General features: G+C 58.8%; 12 protein-coding genes. All 12 read left to right on the top strand.

Annotation, left to right across the window (positions count from 1 at the left end):
- Nucleotides 1–19 precede the first annotated feature (19 nt).
- The 12 genes from rpoC (at nucleotide 20) to rplB (ending at nucleotide 13,745) form a co-directional block, all read left to right on the top strand.
- Nucleotides 20–4,216, top strand: coding sequence for a DNA-directed RNA polymerase subunit beta' (rpoC, locus tag HJ536_RS01160; protein ID WP_177156393.1), 4,197 nt, complete (start codon nucleotides 20–22; stop codon nucleotides 4,214–4,216).
- Between the two features lie 117 nt (nucleotides 4,217–4,333).
- Nucleotides 4,334–5,236: a DMT family transporter gene (locus HJ536_RS01155; protein ID WP_177156392.1), complete on the top strand. Its 903-nt coding sequence runs from the start codon at nucleotides 4,334–4,336 to the stop codon at nucleotides 5,234–5,236.
- Nucleotides 5,236–6,084, top strand: coding sequence for a glycosyltransferase (locus tag HJ536_RS01150; RefSeq protein ID WP_177156391.1), 849 nt, complete (start codon nucleotides 5,236–5,238; stop codon nucleotides 6,082–6,084). The genes HJ536_RS01155 and HJ536_RS01150 overlap by 1 nt, the downstream gene beginning before the upstream one ends.
- Before the next feature lie 226 nt (nucleotides 6,085–6,310).
- Entirely contained in the window at nucleotides 6,311–6,682 is a 372-nt protein-coding gene (rpsL, locus tag HJ536_RS01145) for a 30S ribosomal protein S12 (RefSeq protein ID WP_106262703.1), read from the top strand.
- 12 nt (nucleotides 6,683–6,694) lie between these two features.
- Nucleotides 6,695–7,165: a 30S ribosomal protein S7 gene (gene rpsG, locus HJ536_RS01140; protein WP_176852847.1), complete on the top strand. Its 471-nt coding sequence runs from the start codon at nucleotides 6,695–6,697 to the stop codon at nucleotides 7,163–7,165.
- A gap of 21 nt (nucleotides 7,166–7,186) precedes the next feature.
- The gene (gene fusA, locus HJ536_RS01135) at nucleotides 7,187–9,304 is read left to right on the top strand and encodes an elongation factor G (RefSeq protein ID WP_177156390.1); all 2,118 of its coding nucleotides are present in this window, start codon (nucleotides 7,187–7,189) and stop codon (nucleotides 9,302–9,304) included.
- Nucleotides 9,305–9,386: 82 nt separating this feature from the next.
- Nucleotides 9,387–10,562 (top strand): elongation factor Tu, encoded by a 1,176-nt coding sequence (gene tuf, locus HJ536_RS01130; protein ID WP_176852834.1) that lies wholly within the window; start codon nucleotides 9,387–9,389, stop codon nucleotides 10,560–10,562.
- A 152-nt stretch (nucleotides 10,563–10,714) separates the two neighbouring features.
- A complete protein-coding gene (rpsJ, locus tag HJ536_RS01125; protein WP_106262707.1) occupies nucleotides 10,715–11,023 on the top strand; it encodes a 30S ribosomal protein S10 in 309 nt (102 codons plus the stop codon).
- Nucleotides 11,024–11,033: 10 nt separating this feature from the next.
- Entirely contained in the window at nucleotides 11,034–11,759 is a 726-nt protein-coding gene (gene rplC / locus HJ536_RS01120) for a 50S ribosomal protein L3 (protein ID WP_177156389.1), read from the top strand.
- Nucleotides 11,756–12,373, top strand: coding sequence for a 50S ribosomal protein L4 (rplD, locus tag HJ536_RS01115; RefSeq protein ID WP_176852850.1), 618 nt, complete (start codon nucleotides 11,756–11,758; stop codon nucleotides 12,371–12,373). The genes rplC and rplD overlap by 4 nt, the downstream gene beginning before the upstream one ends.
- The gene (locus HJ536_RS01110) at nucleotides 12,370–12,666 is read left to right on the top strand and encodes a 50S ribosomal protein L23 (protein WP_176852851.1); all 297 of its coding nucleotides are present in this window, start codon (nucleotides 12,370–12,372) and stop codon (nucleotides 12,664–12,666) included. The genes rplD and HJ536_RS01110 overlap by 4 nt, the downstream gene beginning before the upstream one ends.
- Before the next feature lie 236 nt (nucleotides 12,667–12,902).
- Nucleotides 12,903–13,745 carry a 50S ribosomal protein L2 gene (gene rplB, locus HJ536_RS01105; RefSeq protein ID WP_176852852.1) on the top strand — a complete coding sequence of 281 codons (843 nt, stop codon included), beginning with the start codon at nucleotides 12,903–12,905 and terminating at the stop codon, nucleotides 13,743–13,745.
- Nucleotides 13,746–13,748 lie beyond the last annotated feature (3 nt).

The raw sequence follows: 13,748 nt of genomic DNA, 5'->3' as shown, positions 1-13,748 counted from the left end.
CTCATTCAAGGACTCTGACATGAACCAGGAACTGACGAACAATCCGTTCAACCCGTTGACGCCCGCCAAGGCGTTCGACGAAATCCGCGTTTCGCTGGCATCGCCCGAGCGTATCCTCTCGTGGTCGTACGGCGAGATCAAAAAGCCCGAGACCATCAACTACCGTACGTTCAAGCCCGAGCGTGACGGTCTGTTCTGCGCGCGTATCTTTGGCCCGATCAAAGACTACGAATGCCTTTGCGGTAAATATAAGCGCATGAAGTACCGCGGCGTCGTCTGTGAAAAGTGCGGCGTCGAAGTCACTCTGCAGAAAGTACGCCGCGAGCGTATGGGTCACATCGAACTGGCGGCGCCCTGTGCGCACATCTGGTTCCTCAAGTCGCTGCCCTCGCGCATCGGCCTGATGCTGGACATGACCCTGCGTGATCTGGAACGCGTTCTCTACTTCGAAAACTATGTTGTTATCGAGCCCGGTCTGACTGACCTGACCTACGGCCAGATGATGACCGAAGAAGAGTTCATGGACGCTCAGGACCAGTACGGCATGGACGCCTTCACCGCCAACATCGGCGCTGAAGCGATCCGCGAAATGCTGGCTGCGATCGATCTGGAAGCCGAAGCCGAGCAGCTGCGCGCTGATCTGGCCGAAGCCACCGGCGAACTGAAGCCCAAGAAGATCATCAAGCGTCTGAAAGTCGTTGAGTCGTTCCTCGAGTCGGGCAACCGCCCCGAGTGGATGATCATGACCGTGATCCCCGTGATCCCGCCGGAACTGCGTCCGCTGGTTCCGCTGGATGGCGGCCGTTTTGCGACCTCGGATCTCAACGATCTGTACCGCCGCGTGATCAACCGGAACAACCGTCTGAAGCGTCTGATCGAACTCCGCGCGCCCGATATCATCGTGCGTAACGAAAAGCGTATGCTGCAAGAAGCAGTAGACGCACTGTTCGACAACGGCCGCCGTGGCCGCGTCATCACCGGCGCGAACAAGCGTCCGCTGAAGTCGCTGTCCGACATGCTGAAAGGTAAGCAGGGTCGCTTCCGTCAGAACCTTTTGGGTAAGCGCGTGGACTTCTCGGGCCGTTCGGTCATCGTGACCGGTCCGGAGCTCAAGCTGCACCAATGTGGTCTGCCCAAGAAGATGGCGCTGGAACTCTTCAAGCCCTTCATCTACTCGCGCCTTGAGGCCAAAGGCCTGTCGAGCACCGTGAAGCAGGCGAAGAAGCTGGTCGAAAAAGAGCGTCCCGAAGTTTGGGATATCCTCGACGAAGTGATCCGCGAACACCCCGTCATGCTGAACCGTGCGCCTACGCTGCACCGTCTTGGCATTCAGGCGTTCGAACCCACTCTGATCGAAGGTAAAGCGATCCAGCTGCACCCGCTGGTGTGTTCGGCGTTCAACGCTGACTTCGACGGCGACCAGATGGCTGTGCACGTTCCCCTGAGCCTCGAAGCTCAGCTGGAAGCGCGCGTCCTGATGATGTCGACTAACAACGTTCTGTCGCCCGCAAACGGCGCGCCGATCATCGTTCCTTCGCAGGATATGATCTTGGGTCTCTACTATGTGACCCTGCAGCGCGACGGCATGAAGGGTGAAGGCATGGCCTTTGCGTCGCTGGACGAAGTGCAGCACGCACTGGACAGCGGTGCCGTGCACCTGCACGCCAAGGTTACTGCCCGCGTCAAGCAGATCGACGAGGATGGGATGGAAGTGTACCAGCGCTTCGAAACCACCCCCGGCCGTGTGCTGCTGGGTAACCTTCTGCCCCAGAACGCCAAAGCGCCCTTTGCGCTGGTCAACCGTCTGCTGCGTAAGAAAGAAGTGCAGCAGGTCATCGACACCGTCTACCGTTACTGCGGCCAGAAAGAGTCAGTTATCTTCTGTGACCAGATCATGACCCTCGGCTTCCGTCAGGCGTTCCGCGCAGGCATCTCGTTCGGCAAGGACGACATGGTGATCCCCGACAACAAGTGGGACATCGTGGAAGCCACCCGCGAGCAGGCCAAAGGCTTTGAACAGCAGTACATGGACGGTCTGATCACTCAGGGCGAAAAGTACAACAAAGTCATCGACGCATGGACCCGTTGTAACGACACGGTCACCGACGCAATGATGAACACCATCTCGGCCGCCAAGCGCGACGAGAACGGCGCTGAAATGGAACCGAACTCGGTTTACATGATGGCCCACTCCGGTGCTCGTGGCTCGGTAACGCAGATGAAGCAGCTGGGTGGTATGCGTGGCCTGATGGCGAAGCCGAACGGCGACATCATCGAGACGCCGATCATCTCGAACTTCAAAGAAGGTCTGACCGTTCTCGAGTACTTCAACTCGACCCACGGTGCCCGTAAGGGTCTGTCGGATACCGCTTTGAAGACGGCGAACTCGGGTTACCTGACCCGTCGTCTGGTAGACGTGGCACAGGACTGCATCATCCGTGAGCATGACTGTGGCACCGACAAAGCTGTGACCGTCGAAGCAGCTGTGAACGATGGTGAAGTTGTGTCGTCGCTGCCCGAGCGCATCCTGGGTCGTACCGCGGCAGAGGATATCTGCGTCCCCGGCACCGATGACGTGATCGCAGCCAACGGCACTCTGATCGACGAACGTCTGGCAGACCGCATCGGCGAAGCCGGTGTCCAGTCCGCTCGCGTCCGTTCGCCGCTGACCTGTGAAGCCGAAGATGGCGTCTGCGCAATGTGCTACGGTCGTGACCTTGCACGCGGCACCATGGTGAACCAGGGCGAGGCTGTCGGTATCATCGCGGCCCAGTCGATCGGTGAACCCGGTACCCAGCTGACCATGCGTACGTTCCACATCGGCGGCGTTGCTCAGGGTGGCCAGCAGTCGTTCCAGGAAGCGGGTCACGAGGGCACGATTGTGTTCCGTAACCCCAACACCATCAAGAACACTTCGGACGAAGTGATCGTGATGGGCCGGAACATGCAGCTGATCATCACCGGCACCGACGGCGCGGAACTGGCCAGCTACAAGCTGGGCTACGGCACCAAGCTGTTCGTCACCGAAGGTGCGACCGTCAAGCGCGGCACCAAGCTGTTCGAGTGGGACCCCTTCACTCTGCCGATCATCGCAGAGCGTACGGGTAAGGCACGTCTGGTCGACCTGACCAACGGTGTGTCGGTCCGCGAGGACACCGACGATGCGACCGGTATGACCCAGAAGATCGTGACCGACTGGCGCACCGCGCCGCGCGGCAACGAGCTGAAGCCTGAGATCATCATCGTTGATCCCGAGTCTGGCGAACCCGTTCGTAACGATGCTGGCAACCCCGTTGCTTACCCGATGTCGGTCGACGCCATTCTGTCGGTCGAAGAAGGTCAGGACGTGTCTGCCGGTGACGTTGTGGCGCGTATCCCCCGCGAAGGCACCAAGACCAAGGACATTACCGGTGGTCTGCCCCGCGTTGCGGAACTGTTCGAAGCACGTCGTCCCAAGGACCACGCAATCATCGCCGAAATCGATGGCTACGTGCGCTTTGGCCGCGACTACAAGAACAAGCGTCGTATCACGATCGAACCGATGGACTCGAACAAAGAGCCGGTCGAATACATGGTGCCCAAGGGCAAGCACATTCCCGTTCAGGAAGGTGATTTCATCCAGAAGGGTGAATACATCATGGACGGTAACCCTGCGCCCCACGACATCCTTGCGATCCTCGGCATCGAGGCTCTGGCGAACTACATGATCAACGAAGTGCAGGACGTTTACCGACTGCAGGGCGTGAAGATCAACGACAAGCATATCGAGGTTGTCGTACGTCAGATGCTTCAGAAGTGGGAAATCCAGGACAGCGGTGACACCACCCTGCTCAAGGGCGAACACGTCGAGAAAGCAGAGTTCGACGCAGCGAACGAGAAGGCCATCAAAAAGGGCGGCCGTCCTGCTCGTGGCGAACCGATCCTGCTGGGTATCACCAAGGCGTCGCTGCAGACCCGCAGCTTCATCTCGGCGGCTTCGTTCCAGGAGACCACCCGCGTCCTTACCGAAGCTGCGGTACAGGGCAAGCGCGACACGCTGGTCGGCCTGAAAGAGAACGTGATCGTCGGTCGTCTGATCCCCGCCGGTACCGGTGGTGCGACCTCGCGCGTGCGCAAGATCGCTCACGACCGCGACAACGTTGTGATCGATGCACGCCGGATCGAGGCCGAAAAGGCCGCGGCACTGGCAGCACCGGTTCAGAACCTGGACGACTGATCGCCTCAGATCGCAAATCTGTAATACCGGACCCGGCAGGTGTATGACCTGCCGGGTCTTTTCTTTGGGGCTGGCTTCGTGCACTGCTTTGGAAAACTGTAAGGGCAGGGGCCTGAAATGATTTCCGACAACATGCGTGGTGCGGGTCTGATGATGGCCGCGATGGCGGCCTTTACGCTGAACGACACCGCGCTCAAGGCTCTGGCGGGCGAACTCCCGTTGTTCCAGCTGCTTTTTATCCGCGGTGTGCTGGCGACCGGTGCTCTGGCGCTGATGGCCTGCGGGATGAAGGCGCTGAAGTTCACCATGTCCCGCCGTGACCTCTTGTGGGTTTGCCTGCGTGCCGTGGGTGAGGCGAGCGCCGCCTATTTCTATCTGACAGCTTTGTTCAACATGCCCATCGCGAACGCGACCGCGATCCTGCAAGCCTTGCCTTTGACGGTGACGCTGGGGGCGGCGCTGTTTATGGGAATGCCCTTTGGCTGGCGTCGGGGGCTGACCATCGTGGTGGGCTTCCTAGGGGTGCTGCTGATCGTCAGGCCGGGGACCGAGGGGTTCAACATCTACTCGGTCTATGCCCTGCTGTCGGTCCTCTGCGTGACGCTTCGGGACCTTGCGACCCGCATGATCAGCTCGGCGGTTCCGTCGATGACCGTGACGGTGACCTCGGCAGGCGGTGTGATGGCGTTCTTCGGAGTTCTTCAGGCTTCGGCTGAATGGAGTCCGATGGAATTTAGGGATTTTGCCATTCTGCTGACGGCCACGACGTGTATCGTGGCGGGGTATGCTTTCAGTGTGATGGTGATGCGCGTGGGCGATATCTCTTTTGTGGCGCCGTTCCGGTATACGGGGCTGATTTGGGCGCTGATCCTGGGGTGGCTGGTCTTTGGCGACTGGCCGCAGCCGCTGACCTTGCTCGGCAGCGCCATCATCGTCGGTAGCGGGATTTACATGTTGTACCGTGAGGCCACTCTGGGCCGAAAGCTTTACAAACGTAACCTCGCGAGGGGAGGGCGCTGATGCGGCTACAGATCCTCGGCCTGTGCCGGTTTTCCTATCCCTCTAACCTCGAGGCCTTCCAGAAGGATCACGCGGACGAGGCGGCACTGCGGGCCTATCTTTACGCCGAGGATCGAATGGAGGGGCGGTTCTACTTCTTTGAAGAGCTGGTGGTGCCGACGATCCGGGCGCAGACGGACAAGGATTTCCGCGTGGTGGTGTTGGCCGGGGACCAGTTGCCCACGCACTACCGTCAGCGGCTCGAGGCGGCGGTGGCAGGCTGCCCTCAGTTCGATCTGCGGTTCGAGCCAGAGGGGCAGAATCACGCAGACCTGTGCCGCCGACTCATGGTGGATGCGCGGGATCAAAGTGCCGATTGGGTCGCTGAATTCCGGCTGGATGACGACGATGCGGTGGCCTTGCATTTCGTTGCGACGATCCGCGCGATGGCCCCTGCGGTTACCGCTTTGGCCGCGGCCTCGCCCGAGGAAAGGGCCGCGCTGGACTTCGCGATGGGCTTTGTTCTTTATGCCAAGCGGCGGGAATTGGATATCCTGCCGGTGCTTGCGCGCTTGTGGACACCGGCCCTGGTAATGGTGAATCGCCCCGATCACCCCAAAAGTCTGCTGGATACGCGGCATTTGCGTCTGTGGCAGCGCCTTCCGGTGATTTCCAGCGTGGACCAGCCCATGTTCATTCGTGGGGCCCACGATGATAACGATAGTTCGGTGGAAAAGCGCAAATTGCAGAAATTCCGCATCGATCCGTTTGACATTCCCGTCAAGATAGAGGACAGGTTCGGCCTCGATTTAGACCGCATGGAAACCCGATGGCGGCTATGTCCTGCGCGCAAAAAGCTGGGATGTTGACAACTTGGCCGACTCCCTCTAAGTAGCGCGCACTCATGGCCGGGGTGCGTCCGCGGCCTCCATCAGAACTGTAGCGGTCAAGATCCGGCGTTAACCCGCCCGATCCTCTGGATACCCACCGCGTCGTTCCCTGAATTCGGGGGGCGTATGCGGTTTTTGCGTTTTGCGAAGGGCGTAGGGCGCGATTGAAAATGAACATGTGTTGCAACACGGGGAAAGAACCGGAATGCCAACGATCCAACAGCTGATCCGCAAGCCGCGGCAGCCCAAAGTCAGATCTCAGAAGTCGATGCACCTGCAGTCGTGCCCGCAAAAGCGTGGCGTCTGCACTCGCGTCTATACCACCACTCCGAAGAAGCCGAACTCGGCTATGCGTAAGGTTGCCAAAGTGCGTCTTACCAATGGCTTTGAGGTGATCAGCTACATTCCGGGTGAAAAGCACAACCTGCAGGAACACTCGGTTGTCCTGATCCGCGGCGGTCGTGTAAAAGACCTTCCCGGTGTGCGTTACCACATCCTGCGCGGTGTTCTGGATACCCAGGGCGTTAAAGACCGTAAGCAGCGTCGCTCGAAGTACGGCGCGAAGCGTCCGAAATAAGGGAATTAGAGAATGTCTCGTCGTCACGCCGCTGAAAAGCGCGAAGTTCTGCCTGACGCCAAATTTGGCGATCGCGTTCTGACCAAGTTCATGAACAACCTGATGATCGACGGCAAGAAGTTTGCCGCCGAAAAAATCGTTTACAACGCGCTCGACCGCGTTGAAGCAAAAGCCAAGCGCGCACCCGTCGAAATCTTCCACGAAGCTCTCGACAACATCAAACCGTCGGTCGAAGTCCGTTCGCGCCGCGTTGGTGGTGCAACCTACCAGGTTCCTTGTGAAGTGCGCCCCGAGCGCCGCGAAGCTCTGGCCATCCGTTGGCTGATCAACGCTGCTCGCGCACGCAACGAGAACACCATGGAAGAGCGCCTTGCCGGCGAGCTGATGGACGCTGTCAACAGCCGTGGCACCGCGGTCAAGAAGCGCGAAGACACCCACAAGATGGCAGAAGCCAACAAGGCATTCAGCCACTACCGCTGGTAACTCAAGCCTAGGACCTGACCAATGGCACGCGAATATTCCCTCGACCTGTACCGTAACTTCGGGATCATGGCGCACATCGACGCTGGTAAAACCACCACGTCGGAGCGCATCCTGTACTACACCGGTAAGTCGCACAACATCGGCGAAGTGCACGATGGCGCAGCGACCATGGACTGGATGGAGCAGGAGCAAGAGCGCGGTATCACCATCACTTCGGCAGCGACCACCACTTTCTGGGAACGCACCGAAGACGGCGAAACCGCTCAGACCCCGAAGCACCGCTTCAACATCATCGACACTCCCGGTCACGTTGACTTTACCATCGAGGTGGAGCGTTCGCTCGCTGTTCTCGACGGTGCAGTTTGCGTTCTCGACGCAAACGCCGGCGTAGAACCCCAGACCGAAACCGTGTGGCGTCAGGCTGACCGCTACAAGGTTCCGCGTATCGTGTTCGTCAACAAGATGGACAAGATCGGCGCAGACTTCTTCAACTGCGTTCGCATGATCGAAGACCGTACCGGCGCGCGCGCTGTTCCGGTTGCTATTCCGATCGGCGCAGAATCGGCTCTGGAAGGTCTGCTTGACCTCGTCCTGATGAAAGAATGGCTCTGGAAGGGTGACGACCTCGGCGCAAGCTGGGTTCTGGAAGACATCCGTCCCGACCTGCAGGACATGGCCGACGAATGGCGCGGTAAGATGATCGAAGCGGCCGTCGAAATGGACGACGACGCGATGGAAGCTTACCTCGAAGGCGAAGAGCCCGACGTTGCGACCCTCCGCAAGCTGCTCCGCAAGGGCACCCTGTCGATGTCGTTCGTTCCGGTTCTGGGTGGTTCGGCATTCAAAAACAAAGCTGTTCAGCCCCTGCTGAACGCTGTGATCGACTTCCTTCCCAGCCCGCTGGACGTAGTCGACTACATGGGCTTCAAACCCGGTGACGAAGAAGAAGTTCGTAACATTGCACGTCGTGCAGATGACGAAATGGCTTTCTCGGGTCTGGCGTTCAAAATCATGAACGACCCCTTCGTTGGCTCGCTGACCTTCGTTCGCGTTTACTCGGGCACCCTGTCGAAGGGCGACTCGCTGCTGAACTCGACCAAAGGCAAGAAAGAGCGCGTCGGTCGTATGATGATGATGCACTCGAACAACCGTGAGGAAATCGAGGAAGCGTTTGCAGGCGACATCATCGCGCTGGGTGGTCTGAAAGACACCACCACCGGTGATACCCTGTGTGATCCCAAAGATCCCGTGGTTCTCGAAACCATGACCTTCCCGACCCCCGTGATCGAGATCGCGATTGAACCCAAGACCAAGGGTGACCAGGAGAAGATGTCGGCAGGCCTGCAGCGTCTGGCAGCCGAAGACCCGTCCTTCCGCGTCGAAACCGACATCGAGTCGGGCCAGACCATCATGAAGGGCATGGGCGAACTTCACCTCGACATTCTGGTTGACCGTCTGCGTCGCGAATTCAAGGTTGAAGCAAACATCGGTGCACCCCAGGTGGCCTACCGCGAGACCATCTCGCACGAAGCTGAAATCGACTACACCCACAAGAAACAGTCGGGTGGTTCGGGTCAGTTCGCGCGCGTTAAAATGGTCATCACTCCGACCGAAGCAGGCGAAGGCTACAGCTTTGAATCGGCGATCGTTGGTGGTTCGGTTCCCAAGGAATACATCCCTGGCGTTGAAAAAGGCATCACCTCGGTTATGGATAGCGGCCCGCTGGCTGGCTTCCCCGTAATCGACTTCAAAGTGAAGCTGATCGACGGTGCTTACCACGACGTTGACTCGAGCGTTCTGGCGTTCGAAATCGCTGCTCGTGCTGCAATGCGCGAAGGTCTCCGTAAAGCAGGTGCAAAACTGCTCGAGCCCGTGATGAAGGTCGAAGTTGTTACTCCCGAGGAGTACACCGGCGGCATCATCGGCGACCTGACCTCGCGTCGCGGCCAGGTGACCGGCCAGGAGTCCCGCGGTAACGCCGTTGCAATCAACGCGTACGTTCCGCTGGCCAACATGTTCGGCTACATCAACAACCTGCGTTCGATGTCGTCGGGCCGTGCCCAGTTCACCATGCAGTTCGATCACTACGATCCGGTTCCGCAGAACCTGTCGGAAGAGATCCAGAAGAAATACGCATAACGGTCTGGCGGGCATTGCCCGCCTTTCCCACAGAAAATCTACAGCGTCTTTGACGCTGCTCCGGAACTGATAGGAGGCCATCATGGCAAAGGAAAAGTTTGCGCGGAACAAACCGCACGTAAACATCGGCACCATTGGTCACGTTGACCACGGTAAGACCACTCTGACTGCAGCGATCACCAAGTACTTCGGTGACTTCAAAGCGTACGACCAGATCGACGGCGCGCCCGAAGAGAAAGCTCGCGGCATCACCATCTCGACCGCACACGTCGAGTACGAGACCGAAGCACGTCACTACGCACACGTCGACTGCCCCGGCCACGCTGACTATGTGAAGAACATGATCACCGGTGCTGCGCAGATGGACGGCGGCATTCTGGTTGTGAACGCAGCAGACGGCCCGATGCCCCAGACCCGCGAGCACATCCTGCTGGCGCGTCAGGTTGGCGTTCCCGCGCTGGTCGTGTTCCTGAACAAAGTTGACCAGGTTGACGACGAAGAGCTGCTCGAGCTGGTTGAGATGGAAGTTCGCGAACTGCTGTCCAGCTACGACTTCCCCGGCGACGATATTCCGATCGTTGCAGGTTCGGCTCTGGCCGCAATGGAAGGCCGTGATCCCGAGATCGGCGAGAACAAGATCCGTGAACTGCTGGCAGCTGTTGACGAATACATCCCGACCCCTGCTCGTGCGATCGACCAGCCCTTCCTGATGCCGATCGAAGACGTGTTCTCGATCTCGGGCCGTGGTACCGTTGTGACTGGCCGTGTTGAGCGTGGCGTGATCAACGTTGGCGACTCGATCGAGATCGTTGGTATCCGCGACACCAAAACCACCACCTGCACCGGTGTGGAAATGTTCCGCAAGCTGCTGGACCGTGGTGAGGCAGGCGACAACATCGGCGCCCTGCTGCGCGGTGTTGACCGTGAAGGCGTTGAGCGTGGCCAGGTTCTGTGTAAGCCCGGTTCGGTTCAGCCGCACACCAAGTTCGAGTCGGAAGTCTACATTCTGACCAAAGAAGAAGGCGGCCGTCACACTCCGTTCTTCGCGAACTACCGTCCGCAGTTCTACTTCCGTACCACTGACGTGACCGGTACCGTCGTACTGCCCGAGGGCACCGAGATGGTTATGCCCGGCGACAACCTGCGCTTTGCCGTAGAGCTGATCGCTCCGATCGCAATGGAAGAAGGTCTGCGCTTCGCGATCCGCGAAGGTGGCCGTACCGTTGGTTCGGGCGTCGTTGCCAAAATCGTCGAGTAATCGAAAAAACTGACTTGTCAAACGGCGGCGCACCCTCTATGGGGTGCGCCTCTGTATAGTCGTTAGACCCAGACTATCGGGTTCGAAGAGGGCCGGGGGAATGAGCCTCCGTTTCCTCCTATCAACTCCAACGCCGCGAAAGGCTTCTATCTATGCAAGGCCAAAACATTCGCATTCGGCTCAAGGCGTTTGATTACCGCGTGCTGGACGCCAGCACCCAGGAAATCGTAAACACCGCGAAACGTACCGGCGCCCAAGTGCGTGGTCCGATTCCGCTGCCGAACAAGATCGAAAAATTCACCGTTCTGCGTGGCCCCCACGTGAACAAGAAATCCCGTGACCAGTTCGAGATTCGCACTCACAAGCGTCTTCTCGACATCGTCGATCCGACCCCGCAGACCGTGGACGCGCTGATGAAGCTCGACCTGGCAGCAGGCGTTGACGTCGAGATCAAGGTATAAGGGGGCGATTATGCGTTCTGGTATTATCGCTAAAAAGGTCGGCATGACCCGTCTCTTCATGGAAGACGGCAAGCAGATCCCCGTGACCGTTCTGCAGCTGGAAAGCCTGCAGGTTGTTGCTCAGCGCACCACCGACCGTGACGGCTACACCGCTGTTCAGCTGGGTGCAGGCATTGCGAAAGCAAAGCGCACCAGCCAGGCAATGCGTGGCCACTTTGCGGCTGCCAACGTTGCGCCCAAGCGCAAGGTTTGCGAATTCCGCGTGACCGAAGAGAACCTGATCGAAGTGGGCGCCGAGATTTCGGCAGAGCACTTCATCGCCGGCCAGAAGGTCGACGTATCGGGCACCTCGATCGGTAAAGGTTTCGCCGGTGCCATGAAGCGCCACAACTTCGGCGGTCTTCGCGCATCGCACGGTGTGTCGATCAGCCACCGTTCGCACGGTTCGACCGGTCAGTGTCAGGGCCCGGGCAAGGTTTTCAAGGGTAAGAAGATGGCAGGCCACATGGGTGCCGTCCGCGTTACCACTCAGAACCTGGAAGTTGTCCGCACCGATGCAGGCCGTGGTCTGATCATGGTGAAGGGCGCTGTTCCCGGCTCCAAAGGTGGCTGGGTCACCGTTAAGGACGCCGTGAAGAAGAAACTGCCCGAGGGTGTTCCGTTCCCGGCAGCTCTGAAATCCGCCGCAGCCGAAGCAGCTCCTGCTGTTGAAGCTTCGGAAGGGGGTGAAGCATGAAAATTGATGTGATCAACCTCGATGCAGGCAACGTAGGCACTCTGGATCTGGACGAAGCGATCTTCGGTCTGGACCCCCGCGCCGACATTCTGCACCGCGTCGTTCGCTGGCAGCGTGCCCGTGCTCAGCAGGGTACCCACAAGGTCAAGACCAAGTCGGAAGTCAGCTACTCGACCAAGAAGATCTACCGCCAGAAAGGCACCGGTGGCGCACGTCACGGTTCCCGCAAGGCGCCGACCTTCCGTAAGGGTGGTGTTTACAAGGGCCCGACCCCTCGTAGCCACGAGCACGACCTGCCCAAGAAGTTCCGCAAACTGGGCCTGATGCACGCGCTGAGCGCGAAAGCAAAGGCTGGTGAGCTGGTCATCATCGAGTCGGCTGAGTCCGCAGGTAAGACCGCAGTTCTGGCCAAGCAGGTGAAGAACCTGGGCTGGAAGCGCGCTCTGATCATCGATGGCGCCGCAGTCAACGAAGGCTTCGCACTGGCAGCAAAGAACATCGAGGGTCTCGATATTCTGCCGTCGATGGGCGCAAACGTCTATGACATCCTGAAGCGTGACACCCTGGTGCTCACCAAAGCAGGTGTCGAAGCACTGGAGGCTCGCCTGAAATGAACGCGAAACCCGAATACTACGACGTGATCCGCAAGCCGATCATCACCGAGAAAACCACCATGGCGTCGGAAAACAACGCCGTCGTTTTCGAAGTAGCGATCGACGCGAACAAACCCTCGATCAAAGAAGCTGTTGAAGCTCTCTTTGGTGTAAAGGTGAAGGCTGTTAACACCACCGTCACCAAGGGTAAGACCAAGCGCTTCAAAGGCATTGCTGGTCGCCGCAAGGACGTCAAAAAAGCGTACGTTACTCTGGAAGCAGGTAACACTATCGACGTGTCGACCGGTCTCTAATCGGTTGAAATGTTTAGCAGAAAGGCCCCCGTTTCGACGGGGGCCTTTTTGTTTGTACCAGACGGAATGGGCGGTCTGATGTCGCCATAAATAAAAGGCATCACGGCGTATGGACGCCCTTTGTTTTATCTGGTACCCCGCTCCAATCTCACGGCCCCAGATTCGTTCTGGGGCCTGTGATTTATGTGAAAGGGTCCCCATGGTGGGGACCACAAAGCAAACGGAAGACAGTAACCATGGCACTCAAGTCGTATAAACCGACAACGCCTGGCCAGCGCGGGCTGGTTCTGATCGACCGTTCGGAGCTTTGGAAAGGTCGCCCCGTTAAGGCTCTCACCGAGGGTCTCACCAAAAACGGCGGCCGGAACAACACCGGACGGATCACCATGCGCCGCAAGGGCGGCGGGGCAAAGCGTCTCTATCGTATCGTCGATTTCAAGCGTCGTAAGTTTGATATCGCTGCGACCGTAGAACGTATCGAATATGACCCCAACCGCACCGCATTCATCGCGCTCATCCGCTATGAAGACGGCGAACAGGCTTACATCATCGCCCCCCAGCGTCTCAGCGTTGGCGACCAGGTGATCGCATCGGCTAAGGCCGACATTAAGCCCGGTAACGCAATGCCCTTCTCGGGTATGCCCATCGGTACCATCGTTCACAACATCGAACTGAAGCCCGGCAAAGGCGGTCAGATGGCCCGCGCAGCTGGCGCATACGCTCAGTTCGTTGGTCGTGACGGCGGCTACGCACAGATCCGCCTGTCGTCGGGCGAACTGCGCATGGTTCGTCAGGAATGCATGGCAACCGTTGGCGCCGTGTCGAACCCCGACAACAGCAACCAGAACATCGGTAAAGCAGGCCGTAACCGCCACAAGGGCATCCGCCCGAGTGTTCGCGGCGTGGTTATGAACCCGATCGACCACCCCCATGGTGGTGGTGAAGGTCGTACCTCGGGTGGCCGTCACCCCGTTACTCCTTGGGGTAAGCCGACCAAAGGTGCGCGTACCCGCAACAAGAACAAGGCGTCGCAGAAGCTCATCCTGCGCTCGCGTCACGCCAAGAAGAAGGGTCGCTAATCT

Origin of the sequence: Donghicola mangrovi, assembly GCF_013377535.1 — a bacterium.
GTDB lineage: Bacteria > Pseudomonadota > Alphaproteobacteria > Rhodobacterales > Rhodobacteraceae > Donghicola > Donghicola mangrovi.
This window is presented reverse-complemented; position numbering and strand designations above follow the sequence as displayed.